Genomic DNA, 25,993 nt, shown 5'->3' on the forward strand with positions numbered 1-25,993 from the left:
ATTTCATGACAATTAAAAATTTCTTATAAAATGATTTAAATTAAGAAATTTTTCGATTTATAATTGTAATAAAAATTTCATGACAATTAAAAATTTCTTATAAAATGATTTAAATTAAGAAATTTTTCGATTTATAATTGTAATAAAAAATGTCCATTTTTACAATTAATAAAAATGGACATTTTATGGATATATGATGATATATATAATTGTAAGAAGAAGCGGCAGGAGAAAATTCTCCTGCCGCTTCTTCTTAATTTCCGCTTTGAAATAATTCTAAAAAATAAGAGTCTTCAAAATCATTGTCACTGAAGATCATTTATTACTTACTTCTGAAATCCTTGATTTCCTTAATTTTACCTTTGAAGTAGGCTTCCTTTTCAGGCAGTTTCCCGATCAGGATTTCAAATGCCTTGATGGCTTTTGTATATAATTTCTGTTCAACATACAGATTGGCCAGGGTTTCCGTCATTAAGTGTGAAATATCATCCCCTTTCTCTTTTACCACAAAATTGACTTCATCTTTTAACTGACTGATTTTAGGGTTATTTTCAATAAAAGCCTCAATCACTTTGGTCTTGATCTCCACTTTTTCTTTTTCAACCTCTTCAGTCCTGTCGATTTTCAGCCAGCTCTGCCATGTATTGATGAATCCCGGAACGTTGCTGTCGGCAGGATTAGGCACAGTTACGTTTACAGGAGCCTCTTGTGTCTTTTCTTCCTGCACTTTATAACTATTCTGCCCTTCAGTTTCTTTTTTGTTTTTTTCAGGCTGCGCAATACTCCATCCTGAACCGAAGAACGAAACATTCATTACCGGGGCTTCTTCTTTATTTTCAGATTCTGTTTCCACTGTTTCATCATCATTGATCTGCTCCTGTTCAGTGATATTTTCAAATTCTTTCTCTACGTTCCCAGTTTGTGCAGGCTCATCCGCTGCAGGTGGAATTTCTTCCTGAACCGGTTTTTCCTCTTCCTTAGTTTCTTCAGGAGCTGTTTCAGTTTTTGCAACTTCCGCTTTTGGCTGGGGAGTTTCTGCTGATTTGCTGAGTAAAGAATCCGGGAGATTGGACTCAAATGACATGGGTTTCCATGCAGATTTTACTTCTGCCGGCTCTTCTGTTACCGTTGTTTCTTTCTCTTCCTTTTCTTCTTTTACGTCTTCAGCTAATGCAGGTTCCGTTTCTTTTGCTGAAACAATATCCTCCTTGCTTTCTTCTTTAATTTCCGGCTCAGACGGCTGTATCTCAAAGCTCTGGGTTTCTGCAAAACTGATGTCATGACCAAGATCTTCAGGCTCTTTTTCCTTCTCTTCTTTTTTAACGACATCAGAAGCAGCCTTTTCCTTCATCTTTTTCTCAACTTTCTCAATCAGGCGGCGCATTTCATCTTCATGCTTGTTGTTATTCGACTGAATGATTTCAGCGGTGCTGTTTTCTTCCGTATTGTTTGCCTGGATTTTTACTTCCGGCAGGAAAGATTCCATCCCGTGAAAGCTCAGTTCAGCATCGTCCTGAATGGTTTCCTTTTCTTTTTCTGAGGAAATCTCATCTTCATCAATGACCTTTTCCGAAGTAAATCCGGTCTGTTGGGCCGTATCCGGTTCTTCAACATGATCATCAGCTGTGGCAGGATCCCGGATTTCTTCCGGTTCATTACTCTGAATCTGAACTTCAGGAACGAAAGCTTCCATTTCATGGAAACTTACTTCTGATTCATCAAGAATTACTTCTTCTTTTTCCGGTTCTGCAGTATTTTTTTCTTCTTCAATAATGGTTTCAGGAGTGAATGCTTCTTCCGGCTTGTCTGTATCCGTACTTCCGGTATTTTCTTCAGCTGCATCAGGCTCCAGGGTTTCTTCTGATTCATTGTTCTGAACCTGAACTTCAGGAACAAAAGCTTCCGTTTCATGGAAACTTACTTCTAATTCATCAAGGATTACTTCTCCTTTTTCCGGTTCAGCAATAATTTTTTCTTCTTCAATAATCGTTTCAGGGGTGAATTCGTCAGGACTTTCATTTACCGGATCCTGAATCTGCCCATCTTTTTCTTCTGCCTCATTTTCACTTTCAGCAGCAACAGGAGCTTCTGCTTTTCTGGGCTTCTGGGTAACGATAGATCCTGATTCCAGTGTTGATTCAAGATCAATGGTCTCTACATCCTCATCTTCCATGAAACTCTCTTCACCTTCAAATAAAATCCTGTTCTTTTCACCATTAACATACACAGGTTTGATTTCAGGCCGGGGCTCAGGAAGTATGCGCTGATGTTCTTTGTTTTCAACAGTTTCCTCTACAGGCTCAATACTTTCAGGGATACTTTCGGTAACCGGAGCATCTTCTCTTTTGAGAGGAAAACCTGAAATTTTCGTCTGCTGTAAAGGCTTTAAAATTTTTTGTTCAGGAACCGGCTTTTCCGTTACGGTTTCAGATGGTATCTCAGGCTTGGGCCGCTGCTGAATTTTACCGTTGATCAGCTGATACAGAATTTTTTTGTCTGTGGTATAGGCAGCTGTTGTTGAAAGCACTTTCTGATAGTTCTCTTTATCATACCGGTGGACCCCATACAGGTATAAAGCCCTGATGTTCTGAACATAGGGAAAAGAATCTATTTCCTCTTTCAGAAGGCTGAGGTCTTCTGACTGAATATTTTTCGGGGTTTTTAGTAATTCCAAGACTCTGTGATTCATCTTACCAATTCGCTACAATGTCGTTAAATATCTTGTTTATAATTCTGTCCGTTGCTATTTTTACCTGAGAGCTTTCGATTTCAGACTGCGACAAATTGCTGTTAAATACAGCTTCATCAGAATAGCTTCTGTCAAAACTTACATCCGGGTGAAGCTTATTTTCATAATGCACTTTCACGGTGATGGTCAGTTTATTCTGGGAGTCCTGAACCACGCCGCCGGTACTCTGGTTCGTCGTGGTATTGGAACTGATGGTGGTAGGCGTAATGGAATAGTCCGTAATCTCGCCTTCCACAAGGATATCCGGATTTTCTTTTGTCCCTTTTAAGGTAGTCCGCTGTAAAAACCGGTTCTGTATATCAGTAGAAAACTGCTGTGACAGGGTTGGATTTACCAGAGGAGCATTGTTCGGGAACTCGTTGATCTGTATGGTTTTTTCATCGGTAAGTGACGAACCGGTGAAACTGTAACAGGAATTAAGGGTTCCCAGGCACAACAGCAGCATGCAGGTAAACCCGGACAATTTAAATGGTATGTTTTTCTTTTTAAAATTCATTTTTAGATCCGATTTCTTTTATTTCGTCATATTCAATCTGCTGCATCCCGTCTTCCAAAGCAAAATACTGAGCGGTATATACAAAAGGTATGGTCAGTAAAAGTCCGATACCACAAGCCAGAATGCCTAAATATCCTAAAATAGCAACAACAAGAATGAACAGGAACATATTCAGTCCGTTTCCTTTCCCCATTGTTACAGACATATTCCAGGCTGTTTTAACATCTGTAATGCCTCCCAGTGAAATTAGGGCCGTCATATAGAATGCCTTGATGAGAACCACTATAATTGCAACATATACAAAGAGCATATAAACCATATATAATATCCCGAAACCGGCAGAGAGGTTATCTCCGTTAGCCATAATCGGTATGAAAATAATCATCGGAATATAAATCAGCAGCAATCCGCCGATCAAAATTAACTGCATGATGAAATACGGCATAAAATTGTCAAAATTAAAGATATCCCCGGAACTTACCTTTTCCCCTCTGCGGAGCCCTCTGCAGTATCTGTAAAAATTCCCTATAGCCAACAGGCCGCAAAACGGAATGATTGACATTACAAAACAAAGCAGGAAGGCAACAAAGATATCTCCGAAGTTGCTCTTTAAAAAATTATATCCGTTACTGATATATTCGCCCATCTTAAAATTGACAGGCTTTGCATTTAATTTCATCATATTATTTAATTTTATTCTTCAAGATTATATTGTTTTATTTTTCTGTACAGTGTCCTCTGTGAAATTCCCAGTTCGTCTGCTGCTTTGTTCCTGCGTCCTTTATGCTTTTCCAAAGCTTTGATAATCAGGTCTTTCTCGTTATTCTGAAGTGACAGTGATTCCGGTTTGTTTTCTTCAATTTCAATATCTTCAATATCCTCGTAGCTTTCTTCCGGGCCGGACATAATGGTAGGATTCTGCACAACGGGATGGTCATTACTGTTATTATTCTCAAAATACAGCAAGGAATTCGGTGCTACATTCTGCTGTGCCTCAGGGGTATAAATCCTGTTAATCAGGTTTTTCTCATGGTTGCTCAGGTCTGTATTCCCACGGTTTTTTATCAATTCCGAAGTTAAGGATTTTAAATCATTAATATCGTTACGCATATCAAAGAGAATTTTGTACATGATTTCCCTTTCATTGCCGAAATCGCTCTGCTTCTGGGAATTAGGCGTATTGACAACCATAGGAAGATGGGTTTCCATAGGGATGTATTCCGCTAATTTTTCTGCTTTAACATGCCTTTCTCTCTCCACCACGGTCATCTGCTCCACCAGGTTCCTCAACTGTCGGACGTTCCCGGGAAAAGCATAGCTTTCAACATAATGCACGGCACCGGGCTCCAGTTCCAGCTCAGGCATCCTGTATTTTTCCGCAAAATCTATTGCAAATTTCCTGAACAGCAGATGGATATCCCCTTTCCTTTCTCTTAAAGGCGGCATATCGATCTGTACGGTATTCAGACGGTAGAATAAATCTTCACGGAACCTTCCGTCCTGGATAGCCTTCATCATATTCACATTCGTGGCCGCAACAATCCTTACATTGGTTTTCTGCACCTGGGAAGAACCTACTTTCATAAATTCGCCGCTCTCCAGGACCCTTAACAGGCGAACCTGGGTCTGCAAAGGCAGCTCCCCTACCTCATCAAGAAAAATGGTTCCGCCGTCTGCCACTTCAAAATATCCTTTTCTGGTGGCTGTTGCTCCGGTGAATGCTCCTTTTTCGTGTCCGAACAATTCGGAATCAATGGTTCCTTCCGGAATGGCTCCGCAGTTAACCACAATATATGGCTGGTGTTTTCTCTTGGATTCTGAATGGATGATTTTCGGGATAAATTCTTTCCCGACACCGCTTTCCCCGATTACCAGAACAGAAATGTCTGTAGGGGCTACCTGGATGGCTTTTTCCAAAGCACGGTTCAAGGCAGGAAAATTCCCGATGATTCCGAAACGGTTTTTTATATTTTGTAACTCGATATTCATAGTAATTTAGATTATTTATTCCTGCAGTTTTACTATTCTGCTGCAGAAATTCAGTTAATGTGTTGAAAATGATTTAATATATTCTTATTAACTCATTACCATTAAATAATCCTTGTTCCTGATTTTTGAAACTTTTGCTTTAAAATATAAAATATCAGTGAAGGCATATGCTTGACTGTTTTTCTCGAAGTTCTTCAGGGCCTGGCTGTGCTCTTGCTTTCTAAAAAGTCCGGATTCTGCCTTATCCTGATAATAATGGGTTTGGGTTTCTGAACAGAAACTATACCCGATAAGCTCTGATGCATTCTGTCTCCGGCTGATGGCCAGATGAACCTTCTGTTCTTCTTTTACACAAAGTTTTTGTGAAGTGCTGCAATCAGGGTTTAAAATCTGCTGATACAGTTCATATAGCTGCCTGCAGTCTTCATTTTCAAAACATGCGGTATTGCTGGCTTGTGCCGAGACATTACTGCATATGATCACCAACAAAACACCAAGGCAATATTTCTGAAACTTTTCCATTGTTAATTTGTAGGTTACTGATTTATTTTTAAAAAATGATGCCTGATCTTAAGTGCGGCTTATTTTGAAACGGTTTCCCCTAAAAGTGTGCCCTGCGTATTATCAAATACAAAAACGTTCACAATGTCACCAATTTTCTGGCCTTCCAGCATATCAAATACACAGACTGCATTCTGGGAGTTTCTGCCTTTCCACTGGTTTTTATTTTTTTTGGAAATTCCTTCAATCAGGACCTGATGGGTTTTCCCAACATACGATTTCATACGGTTTCTTGATAAATCGCCCTGTAATGCAATTACTTCCGCCAGACGCCTCTGTTTTACATCGGCCGGAATATTGTCTTCCATTTTTTTATGCGCAGGCGTTCCCGGCCTTTCCGAGTAGGCAAACATATAACCGTAGTCATATTCCACTTCTCTCATTAAGCTCAGGGTATCCTGATGGTCTTCTTCCGTTTCGCTGCAGAACCCAACGATCATATCCTGGGAAAACGCGATGTCCGGAACGATTTCTCTGGCTTTTCTGATGAGGTCAAGATATTCCTCACGGGTATGCTGCCTGTTCATGGCTTCCAGCATCTTATTGCTTCCGCTCTGAACGGGTAAATGAACATATTTGCAGATATTGTCATGCTTTGCGATCATTCTGAATACATCCAGGCTCATATCCTGAGGGTTAGAAGTGGAGAACCGGATTCTCATTTCAGGTACCGCTTTAGCCACAAGATCAAGCAGCTGGGCGAAATTTACAGCGGTGGCCTGCTGCATTTCCGAGGCTTTGACAAAATCTTTTTTCGGACCGCCTCCGTACCAGAGGTACGAATCTACATTCTGTCCCAAAAGGGTAATTTCTTTATATCCGTTACGCCCAAGGTCTTTGCATTCTTCTAAAATCGAGTGCGGATCACGGCTTCTTTCACGGCCTCTGGTAAAAGGAACCACGCAGAATGTACACATATTATCACAGCCTCTGGTAATGGTTACGTAAGCGGTTACACCGTTTCCTCCCAAACGGACCGGATTGATATCTGCATAGGTCTCTTCTTTTGAAAGAATAACGTTGATCGCGTCTCTTCCATCTTCAGTTTCTTTTAAAAGGTTCGGCAAATCCCGGTATGCATCGGGGCCGACTACCAAATCTACCAGCTGTTCCTCTTCCAGGAATTTGGTTTTAAGCCTTTCGGCCATACACCCGAGAACGCCGACCGTCATATGGGGTCTTTCTTTCTTCAGGTTTTTGAACTGTGAAAGACGCATTCTTACGGTCTGCTCCGCTTTTTCACGGATAGAGCATGTATTCAGCAGGATAAGGTCTGCCTCTTCTATTTTAAGTGTTGTGTTGTATCCCTGTTCATTAAGAATAGAAGCTACAATTTCGGAATCCGAAAAATTCATCTGGCAGCCGTAGCTTTCCAGGAACAGTTTCTTGGAATTACCGTCCCGCTCTGCAACTGCAAAAGCTTCACCCTGTTTTGTTTCGTCTATATATTTTTCCTGCACAATAGTCTCTGTTTAAGTTTCAAACGATAAAGTTCAAAGTTTCCGACATTGAATTTTAAAACTTTAAACTTCTGAATTAATTTGCAAAGATACAAAATATTGTGACAGAATGGCATGAGGCTATTGAGGAGGGCCAAAATTTAATGGGAGTCTAAATCTATATCTTACAGGAACACCATTTATTTTGCCGGGGGTCCATTTTTTTCTAACACTTTTAATTCCTTCAATAATTCTGTTATCAAATTCTTCTATACCGGAAGACTGCTCAAGCTTTATATCATTTATTCTGCCATCCCGCTCAACTACAAAAATCACAACAAGCTTAAAGGCACTTTTCCATTCAAAACCACGGAGATCAATTCTTTTTGCAACTTCTTCACGAAATTTATTGATTCCTCCGGGCAGACTTTCAAATGAAGCAGGATATACTTCCGGGACATATGCTTCCTTATAATTTCCAAACAGAGCATCCGGAAAAATAAAGAAACTTGATACTGCCTTTTTTTTAACACCATCTACAATTACAGGGTTCCACCGATCCATATGTTCAAGAACCTCTAAACTCAGATCATGAGCACATTTGTTCTTGGTTTCCATTTCAGTGTCCGTTTCCTCTTTTACATAGTTTACAGTAGAATTCTCATTAACCAAAACTTTCAAATAATAGAACTCAGACTTATTTTCACAAGGTTTTAGCTTTTTATCAATTAAAATCTGATGAAAATCTTTGTAAAACTGAACCTCACCTCCTGTATAAGCTTCCTGTCCTTTCGGATAAATATATAATTCTGATGAAATAACCTGCCCAAAAAGATGTACTGTAACACCGATCAGTCCCAACAATAAAATCCTTTTAATCATGATCATAGGTATTATGGCTGAAATTAACTTTCATTACCGATTCAGAAACTTCGGGAATTCCGTTTTTCACGGCGGGCTTCCATTTTCCTTTCATTTTTCTGGCCACGTATTTCATATTATCAACAAACATTTCGTTGTTTTTAAAGGCATGAACCATATTCATGAATTCCTTACGAAAGGCTTCATCATCTCCGGGAAATTCTGCCTTATGGTTGATTTCTGAAGTTTGCAGGGTTTGGGATCCGGTTTCCCGAGAAAGGGCTTTACTGCTCAGAAGCAATAAAGGAATCATTAAAAGATATTTTTTCATGGGTATTAAAAAGCAGTTTTATACATCTGCAGCAATTGATAACAGATTCATTTTTATTTTTATCTGTGAGGTTACCGGCTTTCCGTTACACATCGCAGGGATCCAGTTTTTTCTGATTCTTCTTACCAAATATTTCATATCATCAAAGAAAATCCGGCTGTTGTCAACTTGGGGAGCACCTTCAATATCGGTCACCTTTCCAGTTTGGTCTATGGTAAGCGTAAATGTAAAGTCTCCGTTCAGGACATAAAAATCCGTATTCAGATACACGTACATATTCTTTTTCAATATTTCTTTATAAGCGGAAACCCCGCCTTCAAAATCAGCAGTATTAAAATCATTACAGTTTTTAACAGCTACCTGAAATAAGGGTTCTTTGATCTCTATTTTTAAAATATTCTTATTATTTTCCGCAATAAAATCGTCGCCTCTTTCTTCAACATCAAACTGCGCAGAGGCAAAATTTGCCGTCAGCAACCCTATAAGCAGTACTATTGTTTTCATCATATTATCCTATAATTTATGACCGTAACAGGCACCAAAATTACATCAAAAAAAGAAAAAACTTCGCTGTACAACGAAGTTTTCTGATATTATTTACGAAGTTTAAGCTCTTAAAGGAAGCTCGGAACTTTTGCGTCCCGTCTCCTTCAGCAACAGCGAAATCAGGATGGCCAGAATAATCCCGACGATCCAGAATAAAATAGAATTCTGAAAATGCTCCGTGCCCGGTGCTGTTCCAAGGCTTTTCCCGAACCATCTGCTGAAAACCGGGCTTAATAAAGTGGTTACCCCAAACGTGATAAAATTAATAGCTCCCGTTGCGCTTCCTTTTACAAAATCAGGATTGGCTTCTTTGATGACTGAATAAGGGATCATGGCAGCACCGGATCCGAGACCGAGTATAAACATGCTTATTTTCGCAGGATATAATTCCGGTAAAAATATCAGCTGAAGCAGGCTCAGAATCATTAGGAGTGCCCCACCCACAAGAACCGGCTTCCGCCTTCCGATCTTATCGGTAATAAATCCTAAAAGCGGACATCCGAATACCCACCCGAATGCAACCATCGCACTGGTAATGGCAGCTTCCGAAAAAGAGAACTGCTGGTCTTTCTGAAAAAAAGCAACCGCCCAGGTCATCGCAAAAATCGTGGTGGGAGCAAACAGCAGTCCTGATATAATTCCGCACAGCCATGACTGGGGATTTTTAAATACAATTTTATACGGCTCAAGATAACCGACAGGCTTCGACTCCGTTTCATTTGATTCCGTGTCAACAGATTCTTTTTCCCTTTCCTCTTTCGGAATCACAAAAAACAGGCAGAATGCCGTAATAACTGTTGCGATCCCTGACCAAAGCCAGAATGAATTGATATTGATGCCCTGCTCCACCCAAGGCCCAACAATAAACTGACCGGCAGTGCCACCCAGCATTCCGATACATTGGGTAAATCCGATTGCGGTTGCAAGAGACTTGGAAGAAAATCCTTTACTCGCCAGATAGACACAGCCGGGAAAAGCAAATGCACAGCCGGCGCCCTGCAATAACCTCCCGGTAATTCCTGCCACCTGGCTTGAAAGCAGAAATAAAAGACATCCTATTCCAAGGATCAGTGTTCCGATGAAAAGAGACCGTTTGCCGCCGAACTTATCCAGTGCAATCCCAGCAATAAGGCTGCAGGTAGAATACGTGTAATAATAGGTCCCGACCATATTGATCAGCTTCAGTTCGGTGGTATTGAAATTATTAACCAGTTCAGGGATCATTACTGCAGGTGCAGATCTGATTACATAATCCAGGAAATAAAAAATCAGCCCGAAAATCCAGGCAACAATATACAGTCTCTTAAGGGAGTCAGTCATTACAGAATATCTTTAATATGTTTATAGTTGCTTTTTACCGTATCCAGTGCTTCTTCCATTTTCCCTCCGAGCATTAATTGGGTCATTGCTTTGGTCATTCCCAGTACCTGTTCAAGTTCCACCTTCGGGGGTAAAGCCAGTGCGTTACGGTTGGTAAAGATATTCAAAAGGTACGGACCATCATAATCTAGGCATTCTTTAATGGCATTTTCAACTTCTTCAGGCTTACTGACATTTTTTCCGGGATAGCCCATCACCTGGGCAAGCATGGCAAAATCCGGATTCACCATATCGGTTTCATTGTCCGGCATTCCGGCCACTTCCATTTCCAGCTTTACCATTCCCAACGACCTGTTGTTGAAGACAATCAGCTTTACAGGAAGTTTATACTGGAAAATTGTTGCCATATCTCCCAACAGCATAGATAAGCCTCCATCCCCGCACATGGCGATCACCTGTCTTTGCGGATGGGCCAGGGCTGCACCTATCGCCATCGGCATTGCGTTGGCCATGGATCCGTGGTTGAAAGAGCCGAGCATTTTACGCTCACCTGTCCCGGTAATATATCTTGCTCCCCAGACGCAGCACATCCCGGTATCAACGGTAAAAACAGCATCGTGCTTTGCCAGCTTATCTAAAATATGGGTTACAAATTCCGGCTGAATGGCATCTTCTGTCCCGGGATCTTTTACATAGATCATCTGGTCTTCTTTTACCTTTTCATAAAACTCCAACTGCTGGTTCAGGAAACTGACATCTTTTTTCTCATTCAGCAGCGGCAGCAGTGCTTTTATGGTTTCTTTGACATCACCGGTGAGCCCGAGCTCCAGTTTTGCCCTTCTTCCCAGCCTTTCAGGGCTTTCATCAATCTGGACGATTTTATTTTTTACCGGCATGAACTTCTGATATGGGAAATCGGTGCCCAGAAGAACCAAAAGATCGGCTTCATGCATGGCGTGGTAAGCAGAAGGAAGGCCGAGCAGGCCTGTTAATCCGACTTCATTGGGATTGTTGGGCTGAATGGCCATTTTCCCCCTGAAAGAATAACCGACAGGTGCCTTTAAATATTTTGACAGCTGTACCACTTCAGGAGCTGCTTTTTCAGCGCCTATTCCGCAGTAGAGGGTTACTTTTTCGCTTCCGTTGATAAGGTCAGCCAGGCTTTTCAGTTCTTCATCAGAAGGACGGATGACCGGATTTGTTTTAAAAATTTTATTGGAAGTTACTGCTTCTTCTGCATCCAGTTCGGAAACATCCCCCGGAAGCCCGATTACAGACACCCCTTTTTTGGAAATGGCATGCTGGATGGCTGTCTGCATAATTCTCTGCACCTGTTCCGGCCTGGTAATCATCTGGTTGTAATGGCTGCAGTCATCAAATAACTTTATGGTGTTGGTTTCCTGAAAATAATCGGTCCCCATTTCCTCACTTGGAATGGTAGAGGCAATCACAAACATCGGAAGGTGCGAACGGTGGGCTTCATAGACACCGTTGATCAGATGGACATGTCCCGGTCCGCAACTTCCGGCGCATACCGCAAACCCGTCGAGTTCAGCTTCTGCAGCCGCCGCAAAGGCCCCAACTTCTTCGTGCCGTACATGGATCCATTTAATACTGCTTTTTTTAACTGCCATATTAAGGTGGTTGAGGCTGTCTCCGGTTACTGCGTAAATTCTTTTCACGTTTGCACTTTCAAGCATTTCTACAATCTGCTCTGCTATATTTTTTGCCATAATGATATTTGATTTGGTTTCAGAATAAAGATATAAAGCTGTAAAGATTATGCCATTATCCCGTTTTAAAACATAATAATACCTTAAATTTTACTTAAAAAGAAAGGCTTTGCAGTATCATCCTGCAAAGCCTCTTGTATTTAAACGTTAATTACAACTGTCGTTAATAAATCTGTATCCTTTTTGTTACAATCTATAATATTTCAATCTGATTCCTCAATAGATCTTCAAACTCGTCTCTTTTACGGATCAGGTGGGCTTTACCGTCCAGGAAAAGGACTTCTGCCGGCTTCAATCTGGAATTAAAATTAGAGCTCATTTCAAAACCGTACGCTCCCGCATTATGAAAAACCAAAACATCGCCTTCCCTTACTTCGTTCAGTTTTCTGTCCCATGCAAAAGTATCGGTCTCACAGATGTTCCCGACCACGGTATAAATTCTTTCTGCACCTTTAGGATTTGATAAATTGCTGATCTGATGGTAAGAGTCATAGAACATCGGACGGATGAGGTGGTTAAAACCGGAGTTTACACCTACAAAAACCGTTGCAGTGGTCTGTTTGATAACATTGGCTTTTACCAGAAGATACCCGCTTTTCCCTACCAGGAATTTCCCCGGTTCAAACCAAAGTTCGAATTTCTTTCCTGTTGATTTTGAAAATTCTGAGATTACTTTCTCCACTTTCTTCCCTAATGTTCTTACATCGGTTTCTTCTTCGCTGTCCTGATAAGGAATTTTGAACCCGCTTCCCATATCCAGATATTTCAGGTTCGGGAAATGCTCGGAAAGTTCAAGCATAATATCCAGGGCCTGCAGGAATACATCGGGATCCTTGATCTCGCTTCCGGTATGCATGTGAAGGCCTTCCACATTCAGGTTGGTGCTTTTCATCACCCTTTCGATATGACGGACCTGATGAATGGAGATCCCGAATTTACTGTCGATATGGCCTGTAGAAATTTTATAGTTCCCGCCGGCAAAGATATGCGGATTGATCCTTACTAAAATCGGGTATGTATTTCCGTATTTATTCCCGAACTGTTCAAGAATAGAAATGTTGTCAATATTAATATGCACTCCCAGTGTCATAGCCTGTTCAATTTCAGCCAGGTCTACACAATTGGGCGTAAAGAGTATTTTTTCTTTGGTGAATCCTGCCTTCAGTCCCAGTTTTACTTCATTAATTGAGACACAGTCTAAGGAAGCACCCAGGTTTTTGATATATTTTAAAATATTGATATTCGTAAGTGCCTTTGCAGCATAGAAGAACTTCGTGTGTTTTAAAAAAGAAGAGGTCAGTTTCTCATATTGAGTTTTAATAGATTCAGCATCATAAACATACACCGGCGTGCCAAACTCATTGGCAATCTGTAACAAATCTTGTGAATTCATAAGTAATGGGGTTAAACTTCTTTTTTGATTTTAAGGAAATACAAATGTAGTAACAAATTGTTAATATTTTAAAATCAAACATATAGAAGATTATCCTTTTAATTTATCTTTTTACAGAATAAAAAACTTCACTTAAGTTTAGGATAGTTTTTTATATCACTAATATCATAAATAACCATCTGCACAATCAGATTCAAAATTGAAGGACCCGTAATGGTATATCTGAATTAAAGGTTACTTATCTAAACCTCACCAGCAAACCAAGGCGTGAGTTCATGAAAGAAAATTTAATTCTTTCTGATTATCGGCATTAATATTTTAAACCAGACTATTTAGGCAGCGGTAGTGTCTCAAAATCACCCCGGATGAGGGCAAGCTGTAGGTCATTATTAAGATCCGCCGACTGAAACAGCAAGTCAATTTTCAGCTTGGAAAGCTTGCTTAAAGTCTGAATCTGCGTAAAGAGTTCATAAAAGCCATAGGAAACCACTTTGCCGTTTTCGACAATTAAGAATAGTTTTTCTCCTAATTTCCTTCCTGTTCCCAACCAGAGTCCGTTCCTTTTTTTGAAATTGATTTTATTTTTAAAAGCTTCAACATCATTGTATTCTTCCAGTTTACTGATAAACTGCACCGCTTTTGAACCCTGTGTAAAAGATTTAAATTTGAGGATTGGTTTTTCGTCCTTATTCAGTTTATTCTTTTCTACGATATACTTTGAGTTTCTGTAATACAGTCCGAACGGAAGAATTTCCCTTTTCCTGATTCCTTTTGAATTTAAAATCAGCTTGGCAATAATATCGGTTCCGGTAAGTTCATAATTGATCTGTTCTACATCTGTCTGAACAGATTCCCATCTCTTGGACTTGGAATTGAATACTTTTTTTGAAAACTTATTGATGTCCTGAACATGATCCGAAAAAATAATTTTCCCCGATTCGTCCTGAAAATAAACAAAGCCTTTTTCATTAGGAAGATCCTGCGTAAGCACTTTGATCTTGTTGATGTAAGTCTTGGCATTGGATTCTTCATGATGCTCCTGGATGATCTCGTTTTTGGTATCTTTTAAAACCAGCAGCTTGAACAGCTCCAGGGTTGCCCTTGCGTCACCGTCTGCCCGGTGGTGGTTCGTAAGCGGGATCCCAAGGGATTTCACCAGTTTACCGAGTGAGTAGCTTACCTCATCCGGAATCAGCTTTTTTGCCAGCGGAATGGTATCCAGTGTATTGATCTTATAATCATAGCCCAACCTCTGGAAAGACTGGCGCAGCATCCTGTAATCAAAATCGATATTATGCCCCACCAAAGTAGTATTGGCAGTAATTTCAATCACCCTTTTGGCTATTTCATGAAACTTCGGAGCCGTTTTAACCATTTTGGGGGTAATATTCGTGAGTTTCTGCACGAAGGGCGTGATATCACTTTCAGGGTTGACTAAGGAAATAAACTGGTCTACAATTTTCTGCCCGTCATACCTGTAAATCGCAATATCTATAATGCATTCTTTTCTATAACCTGCACCATTGCTTTCTATATCGATAATTGAATACATTTAAATCTATACAAATTTCATTTGATTAATCTTCATACTACTGCCACCGGAACAAAGTCCGGTTAACAATAACTTAATAACATAACTTATGCCATATCTCCTGCCGGCCTGATGATAACAGGTGCTGCTGCACCCTAGGAAAACAGTGAAAAATAAACACTGACCACAAAATCATTGCATCTCCGGCAAAGGCATCCTGCTAAAATAACAAAAATTCTACAATTATCTCTTTCTTCCTCCCAATCCAAGCATTCCGAGGATCGCTTTGGCGCCTTCACGCATCAGGGTACCTGTAAAGGTTCTGCCTGCTTTACTTTGTAAAATCTGTTCAAACATTCCTGCCTCTTCTTTCACAGGCTTTGTCTTTTGGCCCGGAGCTGCTTTCTGAACGGCTTCTTCCATTCTTTTAACCAGGATCTCATAAGCCGATTCATTATTTTCCGGTTTTTCATATTTGGCAACCAGGGCTGACCTGCCTGTAAGCACCGTTATTTCCGCATCATTCAGAACATCCATTCTGGATTCAGGTGAAATCAGGTAGGTATGAACCAGCGGCGTTGGGATTCCTTTTTCATCCAGGGCCGTGATAAATGCTTCCCCTATTCCCAGGTTCTGGATCAATGTTGAGGCATTGTAAAATTCCGTTTCCGGATAGTTTTCCACCGCTTTGGAAATTTCTTTTTTGTCTTTTGCCGTAAACCCTCGCAGGGCATGCTGAATCTTTAATCCCAGCTGGGACAGTACCGCTTCCGGAACATCACCCGGAATCTGGGTGATAAAGTAGATCCCGACTCCTTTTGAGCGGATCAGCTTTACCATGGTTTCAATCTGGGAGACCAGTGCTTTGGAAGATTCATCAAAAATAAGATGGGCTTCATCAATAAACAGGACCAGTTTAGGCTTTCCGCTGTCTCCTTCTTCAGGAAAAGTCATATAAATTTCCGCAAAAAGAGAAAGCATGAAGGTGGAAAACAGCTGCGGCCTGCTCTGGATATCCGACACACGCAAAATATTGACTACCCCTTTTCCGTCCCTGGTCTGAAGCAGATCATGGACATCAAAACTTAATTCACCGAAGAAATCTGAAGCACCCTGCTGTTCCAGAGCAACAATAGACCTCAGGATTGCACCTAGAGAGGCTGAGGAAATGGAACCGTAATCGGACGAAAGCTCAGCTTTTCCCTGCGGGTTCTCCGTAACGTACTGCAATACTTTTTTCAGGTCATTCAGGTCAATCAATGGCAGCCCTTTATCATCACAATATTTGAAAACAATGGACATGATGCTTTGCTGTGTCTCGTTCAGCTGCAGGATTTTACTTAATAAAACCGGGCCGAATTCCGTAACCGTAGCTCTCAGTTTCACGCCTCTTTCCCCGGAAATTGTCATTAGCTCTACCGGAAACGGCTGTGGATTATAGGGAAGCTGCGTTTTTGCATACCGCTCTTTAATGGCCGGATTTTCGGTTCCGGCTTCTGCAATTCCCGAAAAATCACCTTTAATATCCAATACCAGAGAAGGAATTCCCTGATGGGAAAGCTGTTCTGCAAAAACCTGCAGGGTTTTGGTTTTCCCCGTCCCCGTTGCCCCGGCAATAAGCCCGTGGCGGTTAATGGTTTTTAACGGAACTGCAACATCCACTTCAGTAACGACTTCACCGTCCAGCATTGCTTTTCCCAATATAATGTGGTCTCCTTTCGGAGTATATTTCGTATTGAGTTCTTCAATGAACTTTGTTTTGTCTGCCATTTGTTCTTTTTAACTTATAAATATAAATTTTTTCAGGAGATTTCTGGACAGGAATTCAATTATGATTAATTTCAGGTATGGCTGTGCTGCAACAATCTCATCTCAGGAGTAAAATTTTGAAATGTTGAACGTTACCGGCAACAATCAAGGTGCCTAAAACTTTATAGATGTATTCTATCAATATAGATTTCTTAATTTTAATATGTATTAAAAAATAAAACACGATTTTTGTACATCAATAACATTAAACCGTTACACCATATAATGAAAGTCGAACAAATATATACCGGATGTCTGGCTCAGGGTGCGTATTACATCGTATCTGAAAACGAAGCCGTGATCATTGATCCTTTAAGAGAAATAAAACCTTATCTGGATCGTCTGGAAAAAGATAATGTCGCTTTAAAATATATTTTTGAAACCCATTTCCATGCAGATTTTGTCTCAGGACATCTGGATCTCAGCAGGAAAACGGGGGCACCAATTGTGTACGGACCCACCGCACAGCCTGAATTTGAAGCGATTATCGCAGAAGACAATCAGATTTTTGAAATTGGAAATGTAAAAATAAAAGTACTTCACACGCCCGGGCATACGATGGAAAGCACCACGTACCTGCTGGTTGATGAATCCGGTGTTGAAACCGCAATCTTTACCGGTGACACCCTGTTTTTGGGTGATGTAGGGAGACCGGACCTTGCCCAGAAAGCAACCAGTCTTACACAGGAAGACCTTGCCGGAATTTTATACGACAGCCTTCAGACGAAAATTATGCCTCTGGACGACAGCATTACGGTATATCCTGCCCACGGTGCAGGTTCGGCGTGCGGAAAAAATATGCAGAAAGAAACTGTTGATATTTTAGGTAATCAGAAAAGAACAAATTACGCTCTGAATCAGCCGGATAAGGAATCTTTCATTAAAGAAGTTCTGGACGGGTTGACGGCACCGCCTAAATATTTCGGAATGAATGTCGCCCTCAACAAAAACGGCTATGAAAGCCTTGATGCCGTAATGGATAAAGGCCTGACCGAAATTGCGGCTGATGATTTTGAAGCATATGCTGAAGAAACGGGAGCATTGATTTTGGATACAAGGAGTGCAGCTGAATTCTGCAAAGGGTTTATCCCGAATTCTATAAATATAGGCCTGAAAGGCGACTTTGCCCCCTGGGTAGGAACTTTAGTTGTTGATGTGCGGCATCCCCTATTGCTGGTGGCTGATGAAGGAACGGAAGAAGAAGCCATTACAAGACTGAGCCGAGTAGGCTTTGATAATGTATTGGGATACCTGAAAGGCGGCTTTGCAGCCTGGAAAAACGGCGGAAAGGAAACGGATGAGGTGAAAAGAATTTCTCCGGCAGAATTTGCAGAGCAGTTCACGGAACATTCAAAAGTTATTGATGTCCGTAAAATATCAGAGTATTCTGCCGAGCATATTGACAACGCTTATAATAAGCCTCTGGATATGATTAGCGAATGGGTAAAGACCATTGACGATTCCGAGCATTTCTTTTTACATTGTGCGGGAGGCTACAGGAGCATGATTGCAGCCAGCATCCTTAATTCCCACGGAATCAGAAATTTCACTGAAATCGAAGGCGGTTTCAGTGGGATTAAAAAAGCAGAGAAATTTCTGACTTCTGATTTTGTATGCCAGTCTAAAACATTGTAAATAATGAAGAGAAGCTTTTACGGAATTATTCTTGCTGCATTTTTGGTCATACATGCGTGTAAAACAACAGCTGCTACAAAAATACCTGACAGAAACATCAGGGATGTCGTGAACAGTGCTGATGTGGTGCTCATCGATGTAAGGGTTCCGGAACAGTATGCAGAAAATACCGCAAAGAATGCCATCAATATTCCTTTGTCTGAACTCCCTGCAAACACAGCGTCTCTTAAAGGAAAAAAAATAGTTGTTTTCTGTAACAAGGGAATCCAGGCAGATCAGGCAATGGAAATTTTAAAGAAAGAGGGGATTGAAGCTTATGACGGAACAACATGGAAGAATGTTAAAGCCATACAGGATGAAAAAGCTGCCGGCAAATAACTTACTTTATAGACACTATAATAATTTCAAATAAAACCTAAACTATGTCACAGAAATTCCAGGAAATCATCGACTCCGAAAGACCGGTACTGATCGACTTTTTTGCAACGTGGTGCCAGCCGTGTAAAGTTCAGTCTTCGGTTCTTAATACCGTAAAGGAAAACGTGGGCGACAGTGCGAGAATCATCAAGGTGGATGTTGACCAGTATCCTGCTATAGCTTCTCAATACGGAGTACGTGGGGTTCCGACCTTAGCCGTATTCAAAAAAGGGGAACTGTTGTATAAAGAAAGTGGCGTGCATGATGTGAATCGACTGACGCAGCTTTTGGAACAATATATTTAGGCGGAAAAAGTTTATTCCCACAGATTTTCACAGATGATTGAGAATAAAACTTGTGAAAATCTGTGTAATCTGTGGGAAACTCAATTTTTCAACTTAATCTAAACCTAAAATATCAAAATCATCACGGTCATCCAAAAACCGGAAGTGATTCCTAAAATCTTTTAATTCTTCTAAACTCCATTCTGAAGAAATTAGATTCCCCTTTTTCTCAGAAATTTCTTTTCCATCTGCAAAGAAACTGTGTGAACTTTCCTGATAGAAAATGTCGTTTCCGTCAGTCCCGATTCTGTTTAATCCAAACACATAAGACAGGTTTTCAATTGCTCTGGCTTTTAGCAAATGCTCCCAGGCTCCTACCCTTTTCTCCGGCCAGTTGGCTACATAAAGAATGGCATCGTAATCATCATTATTTCTTGCAAAAACAGGAAACCGAAGGTCATAACACACCTGTAACAGAAACCTGAAGCCTTTATAACTCACAATGACCCGTTCTCTACCTTTGGAATACACTTTATCTTCTCCGGAGAAAGAAAACAAATGGCGCTTGTCATAAAAATCAACATGCGAATCCGGCTGTACGAAATACATCCTGTTGTAAAACTTGCCATCTTCTTCTACCGGTGCACTTCCGCAGAAAGCCGCATTTTTCTCAAGGGCCATTTTCTTCAGAAACCCAAGGGATTCCTGGTTTCTGTCCGAAACTTCTGAGGCGTCCATACAAAAACCGGTAGAAAACATTTCCGGCAGAAGAAAGAGATCCGCTTCTTCATTCTGCAGTTCTTTTTCTATAAGTTGAAAGTTGACAGTTTTGTTTTTCCAGATGATATCCGAATTCAGGCCTGTGATCTTCATAATTTTATTAAAAACTTCCTTAAAAATACGCTTTTCCGATGAGTACGGTTTTATTTTTGCTGCAAATATTTATCAAATATAATCTGAAAAGTATAATTTATGAAGAAACTGTTTTTTATCGTGATGCTGATCTTTGCAGGTACAGCCGCAGATGCACAGGCATGGACAGGAAAAGGAGACCAGAAAATCAACGCGGGAATAAGTGCGTGGGGTTACGGAACAGGAATTACGGGAACTTATGATTACGGGTTGAATAATCTGATATCCGTAGGTGCCGGACTGAATGCTTATTTCGACAATTACAAAGATAATGACAATGACAACCGTGTTTTTGTTTTCGGAAGGCTGAATTTCCACCTGAAAGAAACTCTGCAGCTGCCTGAAAAACTGGATATTTATCCGGGGATTGATATCGGGATTGTGGGAAGCGATTTCGGGCTTGGCGCCCATATCGGTGCACGGTACTTTTTTACTGACAGAATCGGGGTATTTGCGGAAGTCGGCAACAATGGCAGTCTCGGAGTTTCCATTAATTTATAATAAATCATTACATTATATGACAAAGCTTCCTGAAACGGGAAGCTTTTTATTTGGCATCCTTTTGATAATTGTTACCTTTGCAAATTAAACATAAAAAGCATTAATGGAAATAGCAATCAAACTGTTTCAATTTATATTGAGCATTTCTATCTTAGTAATCCTTCATGAACTGGGGCATTTCTTACCCGCCAAATGGTTCAAAACCAAAGTTGAAAAATTCTATCTCTTCTTCGATCCGTGGTTTTCCCTGGTAAAGAAAAAAGTAGGTGAAACCGAATACGGTATCGGATGGCTTCCTTTCGGAGGATATGTAAAAATCGCCGGGATGGTGGATGAAAGCATGGATACCGAACAGTTGAAGCAGCCTGCACAGCCATGGGAATTCAGAGCCAAACCGGCCTGGCAGAGACTTATTATTATGTTGGGAGGGGTAACAGTGAACTTTTTCCTTGCGTGGCTGATCTACAGCTCACTCTCCTTTTTTAACGGGGAAATGTATACCGACCTTACCAAATTCAATAATGGTATCGGGGTAACGGATGCCGGCAGAAAAATGGGATTCCAGAGTGGTGACAAAATCATCAGCATCGACGGGAACCCGGCTGAGCGGCTGGAAAACGCATCCATTAATATTTTACTGGGTGACAATGTAAGGGTACTCAGAAACGGAAAGGAAGTAACGTTCCCGATTGATAAAGACGGTGTGGCAGATGTTTTAAAACAGAAAGAAGCCAAATTATACATTACTCCAAGATTTACCATGACGGTTGACTCTCTGGTTACACCGGCAGCCAAATCATCCGGACTGGCAAAAGGCGACAAGGTACTTGCTGTCAACGGAAAACAGACTCCGTTCTTTGACGAAGTGGGCGTTGTTTTAAACGAGAACAAAGGAAAAACGGTACAGATTGATGTACTGAGAAACGGACAGCCTCAGACCGTTGCTGCCCCTGTAGACAAAAACGGGAAATTGGGCATCGCTGTTGACCAGAAAAGCATTGCCGGCGTTGTTACCGATAAAAAATATTCTTTCGGTGAGGCAATCCCGAGAGGTTTCGTAAGGACTATTGAAGCTCTGACAATGCAGGTAAAGCAGTTCAAAATCATGTTTAACTCAAAAATTCAGGGCTATAAGAATGTCGGCGGACCGATTGCCATTGTGAAGAATATGCCGGTTGACAGAGATGCAAACGGCGATGTGTCCATTAACTGGGCTGCATTCTGGAGCTTCACTGCGATGTTCTCCGTATGGTTAGCCTTTTTAAATTTGATTCCCATCCCGGGATTAGACGGCGGCCATGTTATTTTTACTCTGTATGAAATGATTGTCGGGAAACCGGTTCCTCAAAAAGTACTGGAAAACGCCCAGATGATCGGGGTTATCTTCCTGTTAGGATTGATGTTACTGATTTTCGGAAACGACATTTTCAAGATCGTTACGGATAAGTTTTAAAAAAATAAAAATTATCTGCAAAAAATTTGCGTGGTTTAAATATCCGTCCTATATTTGCACYACTTAAAAACRAAGGACATTCCTCCTTAGCTCAGTTGGTTAGAGCATCTGACTGTTAATCAGAGGGTCGCTGGTTCGAGCCCAGCAGGAGGAGCMAAAAAGACTTACAGAAATGTAGGTCTTTTTTTATGCTGTAAAATGGATTGTTGGTTCTGAGCCCTCTATTTTGCATAAATTTTGTACGTTTTCCCTCAAAAATCATATGTGCTACAACTTCAACAATAAAAAAGTCAACCTGAAAAAAGCAGCCGAAGACCTTGATGCAGAAGGATACGAAGAAAAGGAGTTTGAATTAAAAGGCAGCATCAATGCATTCACCAAACAAACCGCCCCAACCATTCCTGCCATTGTCAACCACAACGGAATTCTCCTTATGAATACCTTCTGGGGTGTAAAGGAACATCCCGACACTCCGACTAAAGGAAAGAACCTGAAATCTGAAAATACCCACACTTTTTACCGCAAGATTGAAAAGAACCGGTGCCTGATCCCGGCTTCTTCTTATTTTGAACACAAAACCGTATCCGTACAGGGCAGAAAAACCCCGGCAAAAGTGAAACATGAAATGTTCTGGAAGGATAAAGTGCAGTTTTATATCGCCGGATATTTTGATGAATATGATGAAGGCAGTCTGGGCTTCGGCCTTGTAACTACTCTGCCTAACCCGGTGCAGGCAGAAATCCATGACCGGATGATTATTACCCTTGATGCAAAGATGGGCAGGGCATTTCTGGACCAGGAACCGATTGAGGAATTCCAGTTCCCGAACTATTCGCCGGATCTGGAATATGTGAACCTGGAACCGGAGAAAATACAGGATACTTTATTTTAACCTGAAAGAGGAAAACAACACATAAAAAAGCCCCATTCGCGGGGCTTTGACCTTAAGAAAACAACGGAGAGGCATCTGATTCTTTCTGTATCGAGATAATACTGTTCTTCAGCAGTAACGCCGGCAGCATAATACCTGAGTTGCCTTTTTCGTAATACACGCCCTTAACGTTTAAATCATCCAGTAAGGCTTCCGTTATTTCGGCATGGATCTTTCTGAAATATTCTTCGTTATCAAATTCTAACGTAATTTTTTCAATCAAAGTCTTGATTTCTATTTTCATATTGAGATATTTTGTTCTTTCAAATATAATTTTAAATGCAGGTATCATGTTCCCACTGAGCAATCATCTGCTCCCTGATCATACATTAAGTTTTATGCCACAATCCACTTTTCATAAAGGAATTGCTGAGATTTATTATTTTTAATTAAACATCAGGAGGAATCCCGTAAATGGTGATGTTATTTCCTTACATTTGCAGTTTTGTATCCAGCCTGAAATCCAGGTGAAATATTTTGATTACCAACAATAAAACTGCATACTTTTTGTTTATGCTAATAGCTTGAAGAAACAACAAATGTTAATTAACAATCCGAAATATTACCCTCTCTTTTTTCTCCTTTTTTTTATCGAATCTGTTTATGCGCAGAATACGGCCAACGGAAGGATTGTAGATGCCAAAACCAATAAAGAAATAAGCGGTGTGGATGTTTTCATCAATGAAAATGACAAACCTGTTCTTACCACTGCATCAGGCAACTTTATGGTTCAGTCTGACAGTATCATTTATAAATTAAAATTTTTGAGAAAAAACTATGCCCTGGAAAGCATAGCGGTTACTCCGGAAACGGCCTCCAATATTTTTGTAAAGCTTTCACAGGAAAAAGTGAGCAGCATTGAAGAGGTAGTCATCCATAACGAAAAGCCTAAGTATAAGAACAAGAAGGAAAATCCGGCTTATGCCATCATGCAGAAAGTCTGGGAACGCAAAAGAAACAACGGACTGGATAAATTTGACACCTATACGTACAAGGAGTATGAAAAAATCCAGTTTGATGCCAACAACCTGGACAGTGCTTTTATGAAGAGAAAAATCTTCAATAAACTTGATTTTATCTTTGAATATGCAGACTCTACCGCCAGCGGAAAAATGGGACTCCCCCTTTTCCTCAACGAAGCCGTCTATGAAAATTACGGAGAAAACAGGCCGTCAAAAAGAAACAAAAGGCTGCTTACGGCACAGAAAACCTCAGGGTTCCAGGATAACCAGATCATTACACTGACTGCCAAAAACCTGTACCGGGACATTAATATTTACGATAATACGTTAAATTATTTCGATATCGGATTTCCGAGCCCGGTGGGAGAAACCGGATTCAGTACATACGACTATAATTTGGTTGATACCATTTCGATACGCGGAGAAAATGCATTTAAGATCCGTTATCAGCCGAAAAGAACCGAAGTGCTGGCCTTTCAGGGATATCTTTTTATTGATACCGACAGCTATGCCGTTTTAGGGGCCACTTTGAAATCGACACAGAAAATCAACGTCAACTTTATCAACGGGATTTCAACAGAACTGGAATATGACAATCCTGACGAGAATACATTCCTGCCCAGAAAATTTGTTACCGAAATTGAGATGACCCCGTTTTCAAAAAAGAAAACATCTAAAAGTATCGTCGCGAAACGGTCTGTCGATTACTCGGATTATGAGTTTAACAAACCACTCGAAGATAACATTTTTAAACGGAAAGAAGAGGAATACAATGACCGGTTTGTAGATAAAGATGATGCATACTGGCTGCAGGCACGGCCGGACTCGCTGTCAAAAAGCGAGCAGGGAATTTATAACATGCTGGATAAGCTTCAGCAGACCCCAAAGTTCAACCGCCTTGTAAAATTGTATGAAACCCTCGGTTCCGGATATTATAATGTAGGAAAGAGTATTGATATCGGCCCTATTTTTTCTGTTTACGGGAAAAATGAAGTGGAAGGTGACAGAATAAGGCTGGGAGCAAGAACCTACTTTACAAGAAATGACCCGTGGCGGGTTCAGTTTTATACGGCTTACGGTTTTAAAGACCAACAATTAAAATACGGTGCAGAGGCGAGATTTATGTTCAACAGGGTGAACAGGTTCACCGTAGGAGCCGGAACGAGAAGGGACATCCTACAATTGGGAGTCCAGCTTACCAACGACGACGGGATTATGGCAAGGACATTTGCTTCTTCAACCATTTTTGCAAGGGGAGAAAATGCATCTTTAAGTTCTTTAAACCAAACCAATGTCTTCACCTCTATTGAGCCGTGGAAAAACTTCCAGATCAGGCTGGACGGAAGCATGCAGAGCATTAAATCTGCCAATCCTGATGGTTTTAACCTGATGTATTATAAGAATGGAGACCTGAGAAAAACAACCAATGACTCCCATTTTACGTTAAGTTTAATTGCAAGGCCGGGAGCTAAGTTCTCACAAACTGGTATCGACAGGTATGAACACGGAACCTTGGCGCCTACCATTATTTTAAAGTACACGAGAGGGGTTGAAGGGTTGTTCGGATCTGATTTTAACTATAATAAACTGCAGTTCATGTTCTATAAGCCGGTGCTGATCGGAAGCTGGGGTAAGACGCTGGTTAATTTTGAAGCCGGAAAAAACTTCGATACCGTGCCTTTGGCTTTACAGAACGTAATTCCGGGAAACCAGTCCTACAGCCTGGCAGCCAATACTTTTGCGCAGCTTAATTATTATGAATTTGTTGCAGACACTTATACCACACTGCATCTTGAGCATCATTTTAACGGCAAGATCCTTTCTTATATCCCTTTGATCAAAAAATTAAAACTAAGGGAAATTGCATTCATCAGAGGTGCTTACGGTACTTTGAGCGATGCATCGAAAGCCATTAATGTAGCAGGATTTAAATATTCAGCGCCCAGTGAGCATGTATATTATGAATACGGGGTCGGGATTGAAAATATTGGATTTGGAAACCTGAGAATTTTCAGGGTAGATTTTAACTGGAGGGGAAATTATCTCGACAGGCCTGATATTTCGAAGTTCGGAATTAAAGCCGGATTCCAGTTCGGCTTCTGATACAAAAATCTCCTTCATTTTGAAGGAGATTTTTTAT

At 40.7% G+C, this 25,993-nt stretch carries 23 protein-coding genes and 1 tRNA gene; 8 read left to right on the plus strand and 16 right to left on the minus strand.

Going from position 1 to position 25,993, the window contains the following annotated elements; translation table 11 throughout:
• Nucleotides 1-322: 322 nt before the first annotated feature.
• From ASE55_RS11495 to ASE55_RS11560, 14 genes are all read right to left on the minus strand, one after another.
• Nucleotides 323-2,674 carry a hypothetical protein gene (locus tag ASE55_RS11495; RefSeq protein WP_128414558.1) on the minus strand — a complete coding sequence of 784 codons (2,352 nt, stop codon included), beginning with the start codon at nt 2,672-2,674 and terminating at the stop codon, nt 323-325.
• A gap of 16 nt (nt 2,675-2,690) precedes the next feature.
• Nucleotides 2,691-3,245 carry an LptE family protein gene (locus tag ASE55_RS11500; RefSeq protein WP_056219514.1) on the minus strand — a complete coding sequence of 185 codons (555 nt, stop codon included), beginning with the start codon at nt 3,243-3,245 and terminating at the stop codon, nt 2,691-2,693.
• On the minus strand, nt 3,235-3,927 hold the full coding sequence (locus ASE55_RS11505; protein WP_056219515.1) for a hypothetical protein: 693 nt from the start codon (nt 3,925-3,927) through the stop codon (nt 3,235-3,237). The genes ASE55_RS11500 and ASE55_RS11505 overlap by 11 nt, the downstream gene beginning before the upstream one ends.
• An 11-nt stretch (nt 3,928-3,938) precedes the next feature.
• Nucleotides 3,939-5,234, minus strand: a complete 1,296-nt coding sequence (locus ASE55_RS11510) for a sigma-54 interaction domain-containing protein (protein ID WP_056219520.1) — start codon at nt 5,232-5,234, stop codon at nt 3,939-3,941.
• Nucleotides 5,235-5,321: 87 nt separating this feature from the next.
• Nucleotides 5,322-5,756 (minus strand): hypothetical protein, encoded by a 435-nt coding sequence (locus ASE55_RS11515; protein WP_056219522.1) that lies wholly within the window; start codon nt 5,754-5,756, stop codon nt 5,322-5,324.
• 59 nt (nt 5,757-5,815) lie between these two features.
• Nucleotides 5,816-7,255: a tRNA (N6-isopentenyl adenosine(37)-C2)-methylthiotransferase MiaB gene (miaB, locus tag ASE55_RS11520; protein ID WP_056219524.1), complete on the minus strand. Its 1,440-nt coding sequence runs from the start codon at nt 7,253-7,255 to the stop codon at nt 5,816-5,818.
• A 120-nt stretch (nt 7,256-7,375) separates the two neighbouring features.
• Nucleotides 7,376-8,116, minus strand: coding sequence for an energy transducer TonB (locus ASE55_RS11525; RefSeq protein ID WP_157844647.1), 741 nt, complete (start codon nt 8,114-8,116; stop codon nt 7,376-7,378).
• A complete protein-coding gene (locus tag ASE55_RS11530) occupies nt 8,109-8,426 on the minus strand; it encodes a hypothetical protein (protein WP_056219530.1) in 318 nt (105 codons plus the stop codon). Before ASE55_RS11530 ends, ASE55_RS11525 begins: the two co-directional genes overlap by 8 nt.
• Nucleotides 8,427-8,444: 18 nt before the next feature.
• Nucleotides 8,445-8,933: an energy transducer TonB gene (locus ASE55_RS11535; RefSeq protein WP_238585043.1), complete on the minus strand. Its 489-nt coding sequence runs from the start codon at nt 8,931-8,933 to the stop codon at nt 8,445-8,447.
• 99 nt (nt 8,934-9,032) lie between these two features.
• Nucleotides 9,033-10,292 (minus strand): MFS transporter, encoded by a 1,260-nt coding sequence (locus ASE55_RS11540; RefSeq protein WP_056219533.1) that lies wholly within the window; start codon nt 10,290-10,292, stop codon nt 9,033-9,035.
• Entirely contained in the window at nt 10,292-12,025 is a 1,734-nt protein-coding gene (locus tag ASE55_RS11545; protein ID WP_056219536.1) for a thiamine pyrophosphate-dependent enzyme, read from the minus strand. Before ASE55_RS11545 ends, ASE55_RS11540 begins: the two co-directional genes overlap by 1 nt.
• A gap of 193 nt (nt 12,026-12,218) precedes the next feature.
• Nucleotides 12,219-13,418 (minus strand): diaminopimelate decarboxylase, encoded by a 1,200-nt coding sequence (gene lysA / locus ASE55_RS11550; protein WP_056219539.1) that lies wholly within the window; start codon nt 13,416-13,418, stop codon nt 12,219-12,221.
• Nucleotides 13,419-13,746: 328 nt separating this feature from the next.
• Complete coding sequence (locus ASE55_RS11555) at nt 13,747-14,970, minus strand: PolC-type DNA polymerase III (protein WP_056219542.1); 1,224 nt, start codon at nt 14,968-14,970, stop codon at nt 13,747-13,749.
• 222 nt (nt 14,971-15,192) lie between these two features.
• On the minus strand, nt 15,193-16,719 hold the full coding sequence (locus ASE55_RS11560; RefSeq protein WP_056219545.1) for a helicase HerA-like domain-containing protein: 1,527 nt from the start codon (nt 16,717-16,719) through the stop codon (nt 15,193-15,195).
• Nucleotides 16,720-16,983: 264 nt separating this feature from the next.
• Here ASE55_RS11560 and ASE55_RS11565 point away from each other — a divergent pair, with 264 nt between their 5' ends.
• From ASE55_RS11565 to ASE55_RS11575, 3 genes are read left to right on the plus strand one after another with little or no spacing between them, the layout of a single operon-like run.
• The gene (locus ASE55_RS11565) at nt 16,984-18,393 is read left to right on the plus strand and encodes an MBL fold metallo-hydrolase (protein WP_056219548.1); all 1,410 of its coding nucleotides are present in this window, start codon (nt 16,984-16,986) and stop codon (nt 18,391-18,393) included.
• A 3-nt stretch (nt 18,394-18,396) separates the two neighbouring features.
• Nucleotides 18,397-18,771, plus strand: a complete 375-nt coding sequence (locus ASE55_RS11570; RefSeq protein ID WP_056219551.1) for a rhodanese-like domain-containing protein — start codon at nt 18,397-18,399, stop codon at nt 18,769-18,771.
• 44 nt (nt 18,772-18,815) lie between these two features.
• Complete coding sequence (locus ASE55_RS11575; protein ID WP_056219554.1) at nt 18,816-19,115, plus strand: thioredoxin family protein; 300 nt, start codon at nt 18,816-18,818, stop codon at nt 19,113-19,115.
• Between the two features lie 93 nt (nt 19,116-19,208).
• Here ASE55_RS11575 and ASE55_RS11580 read toward each other — a convergent pair whose 3' ends face one another.
• Nucleotides 19,209-19,967: a nitrilase-related carbon-nitrogen hydrolase gene (locus tag ASE55_RS11580; RefSeq protein WP_056219557.1), complete on the minus strand. Its 759-nt coding sequence runs from the start codon at nt 19,965-19,967 to the stop codon at nt 19,209-19,211.
• Nucleotides 19,968-20,066: 99 nt separating this feature from the next.
• Here ASE55_RS11580 and ASE55_RS11585 point away from each other — a divergent pair, with 99 nt between their 5' ends.
• The 4 genes from ASE55_RS11585 (at nt 20,067) to ASE55_RS11600 (ending at nt 22,852) form a co-directional block, all read left to right on the plus strand.
• Nucleotides 20,067-20,507 (plus strand): DUF6646 family protein, encoded by a 441-nt coding sequence (locus ASE55_RS11585; protein ID WP_056219560.1) that lies wholly within the window; start codon nt 20,067-20,069, stop codon nt 20,505-20,507.
• A 103-nt stretch (nt 20,508-20,610) separates the two neighbouring features.
• Complete coding sequence (gene rseP, locus ASE55_RS11590; protein WP_056219563.1) at nt 20,611-21,960, plus strand: RIP metalloprotease RseP; 1,350 nt, start codon at nt 20,611-20,613, stop codon at nt 21,958-21,960.
• A gap of 80 nt (nt 21,961-22,040) precedes the next feature.
• A tRNA-Asn gene (locus ASE55_RS11595) sits at nt 22,041-22,114 on the plus strand.
• A gap of 108 nt (nt 22,115-22,222) precedes the next feature.
• Complete coding sequence (locus ASE55_RS11600; RefSeq protein ID WP_056219566.1) at nt 22,223-22,852, plus strand: SOS response-associated peptidase family protein; 630 nt, start codon at nt 22,223-22,225, stop codon at nt 22,850-22,852.
• A 52-nt stretch (nt 22,853-22,904) separates the two neighbouring features.
• Here the strand turns inward: ASE55_RS11600 and ASE55_RS11605 are convergent, their stop codons facing one another.
• Nucleotides 22,905-23,135, minus strand: a complete 231-nt coding sequence (locus tag ASE55_RS11605) for a hypothetical protein (RefSeq protein WP_056219569.1) — start codon at nt 23,133-23,135, stop codon at nt 22,905-22,907.
• Nucleotides 23,136-23,430: 295 nt separating this feature from the next.
• On the opposite strand from ASE55_RS11605, the gene ASE55_RS11610 reads away from it, so the two are divergent.
• On the plus strand, nt 23,431-25,956 hold the full coding sequence (locus ASE55_RS11610) for a DUF5686 family protein (protein WP_056219572.1): 2,526 nt from the start codon (nt 23,431-23,433) through the stop codon (nt 25,954-25,956).
• The last annotated feature ends 37 nt before the right edge of the window (nt 25,957-25,993 follow it).

Source organism: Chryseobacterium sp. Leaf201 (assembly GCF_001421435.1).
In the GTDB taxonomy this organism is placed as follows: domain Bacteria; phylum Bacteroidota; class Bacteroidia; order Flavobacteriales; family Weeksellaceae; genus Chryseobacterium.